The sequence below is a fragment of the Deltaproteobacteria bacterium genome, assembly GCA_018668695.1.
GTDB lineage: Bacteria > Myxococcota > XYA12-FULL-58-9 > XYA12-FULL-58-9 > JABJBS01 > JABJBS01.
This window is the reverse complement of the sequence record JABJBS010000121.1, coordinates 1-2,402: the sequence shown is the minus strand read 5'-3', so window position 1 is coordinate 2,402 and position 2,402 is coordinate 1. Positions and strand designations below refer to the sequence as shown.

The 2,402-nt window shown below is 50.0% G+C and carries 3 protein-coding genes; all 3 read left to right on the top strand.

Annotation, left to right across the window (positions count from 1 at the left end; all coding sequences use genetic code 11):
- Positions 1-1,389: S1 RNA-binding domain-containing protein (locus HOK28_06830; protein ID MBT6432788.1), on the top strand; the 1,389-nt coding region annotated here is incomplete at its 5' end.
- A 469-nt stretch (positions 1,390-1,858) separates the two neighbouring features.
- Positions 1,859-2,056 carry a TIGR04563 family protein gene (locus tag HOK28_06825; protein ID MBT6432787.1) on the top strand — a complete coding sequence of 66 codons (198 nt, stop codon included), beginning with the start codon at positions 1,859-1,861 and terminating at the stop codon, positions 2,054-2,056.
- 51 nt (positions 2,057-2,107) lie between these two features.
- Positions 2,108-2,278, top strand: a complete 171-nt coding sequence (locus HOK28_06820; protein ID MBT6432786.1) for a TIGR04563 family protein — start codon at positions 2,108-2,110, stop codon at positions 2,276-2,278.
- Positions 2,279-2,402 lie beyond the last annotated feature (124 nt).

The following is a 2,402-nucleotide window of genomic DNA, read 5'->3' as shown; positions in this document are numbered from 1 at the left end:
GCTTCGAATATGCGTGACCTGCTTTTGGCAGCACCCTTTGGTGCACGGGGCGTGATCGGTATTGACCCGGGCCTACGAACAGGAAGCAAGTGTGTTGCGTTAGACGGCACGGGACGTTTTATAGAAACAACAACGCTCTTTATTTCACGCGGGCAACGGGATGCGCTGGAAGCTGAAACCATCTTGGCGGGCCTTATCGAAAAGCATAAGCCTCGGGCCATTGCAGTTGGTAACGGAACCGGTGGCCGGGAAACTGAGACTTTCGTCAAGAAGGTTCTACGGGATACCAAGAATAAGGATATTTCGGTCATTTCGGTCAATGAGGCAGGCGCGAGTATTTATTCCGCTTCTCCAGTTGCTCGTGATGAATTCCCTGAGCTTGATCTTACAATTCGAGGCGCGATTTCGATAGGTCGGCGTTTGCAAGATCCATTGGCGGAGCTGGTTAAGATTGAACCCAAGTCGATTGGGGTAGGGCAATATCAACATGATGTCTATCAGCCTCTGCTAACCCGTAAGTTGACCAGTGTTGTGGAAAGTTGCGTCAACGGCGTTGGTGTTCATTTGAATACCGCAAGCCCGTCGCTCTTAGGTTATGTCGCGGGTATTGGACCCACTTTGGCTAAACGCATTGTAGAATATCGTAGCAGTAATGGTCCATTCTCAAAACGAGAAGATTTAACGAAAGTTCCCGGACTGGGACCTAAGGCTTTCGAACAGGCTGCCGGATTTCTTCGTATTCCGGATGGTGAGAATCCTCTGGATGCTTCTGCTGTACACCCAGAGCGTTATTCGCTTGTTGCACAATGGGCTAAGGAACTCGGGGTTGAACTTAAGGACTTGGTAGGCAACCGAGGAGCGCTCGAGAAACTGGATCTTACTCACTACCTCACGGACGACGTGGGTGAATTGACTCTGAAAGACATGGTCGATGAACTGAAGAAGCCAGGTCGCGATCCACGAGATACGTTTGAAGCACCGGCATTTCGAGATGATGTCCATGAGGTATCTGATCTGAAGTTGGGAATGTGGCTAGAAGGTGTGGTGACCAACGTTACCGCTTTCGGTGCATTTGTAGATGTTGGCGTTCATCAAGATGGCCTAGTGCATGTGTCACAGCTTGCGGACCGCTTTGTATCGGACCCACTTGAAGTGGTTCGTCCCGGACAGAAAATTCGTGTTCGCGTGATGGACGTCGATTTAGAGCGCCGTAGAATATCACTCTCGGCCCGCACAGATGCTGAAGCACCAGAGCAACGCAATCATTCAAAAGGGCCTGACCGTGCAGACAAGCGACCTGCAGCAAACCGCGGCAAGGGCGGGGGCGGTCAGTCTCGCAAGCCCCAGCGCGAGTTTAAAAACAACCCATTTGCGGCTCTGCTCAAATAACCAGGGCATCTGTTTGGATGCACAGAGTGCAGCTTTTTTGGAGGGTGTAGGACAATGTGCAACTATGCCCCACATGCAGAGTGTATGTGAAGAAAATCAGTCCGTTGGGCCTCAAAACCATTTCCTAAATAATTTGTTAGTGCGATATCAAATAGTCGATCCTGCACAACAGGCAAAAATTCGTGTCGGCTTGGGCACTGCCTTCGTTATGACCGTTATCGGGCTAAACACGCTCCTGAGCTTTATCTAGCGCCTTTAGCCACATCGCCGAATTCGATTTGAATATTCTCTCAACGATAAACGGCTGGGTCTACAGCATCTCTGCTGGAATACTTTTTCTGAAAAAATCTCATGAAGAGTGGGATAGGCGATGACTTTACGTTTCGCCGGCTTGACCCTGACTCAGGCCTTGCTTAAACTTGCTGTGTAAGTTCCTGTGGTTTAACAGGGAACAGATGGAGCCAATCTTATGAGCGATAAGCGCAAGCAGAGTTTGTATTTTCCTGAAGCCATGTTGCAAGAGATTCAGTCTGAGGCGAACCGCCAAGACCGTTCACTCTCATGGATCGTCCAGCAAGCATGGCGAGTAGCCCGCGGGGAAATTAAAAAGTTTCCTTCGGTAAACGACGTGATGGGTGACAGCGAACCCGACACGGCGCAGGGGTAAGGCGTGGGAGACGGAAAATCGAAGCGGCAGGCTTTGTATTTTCCTTCTGACATGCTGCAAGACATTCAGGGGGAAGCGGAGCGCCAAGACCGTTCAATATCTTGGCTAATTCAACAGGCATGGCGAATTGCTCGTAACGAGCTTCGTAAAGTGCCTAGTACAACGGACTATTTTGAGAAGCTCGAGGGCGAAGCAGATGAGTCGGGCGGCTCGGATTCTTAGATTCCAGATTGTAGAAACGACCAAGCATAGCAGCTGACCGCACCTTAATGGGTGCAGTCATGCTGTCACTACTTGCGTGTCTTAATTGAATTCAAGGTTGCCATAAACCGGGATTGAGATTTTC

What these genes read in the sequence shown, in the direction of transcription:
- HOK28_06825 (MBT6432787.1), top strand. Translation starts at nt 1,859, where the DNA reads ATGAGCGATAAGCGCAAGCAGAGTTTGTATTTTCCTGAAGCCATGTTG.
- HOK28_06820 (MBT6432786.1), top strand. Translation starts at nt 2,108, where the DNA reads ATGCTGCAAGACATTCAGGGGGAAGCGGAGCGCCAAGACCGTTCAATA.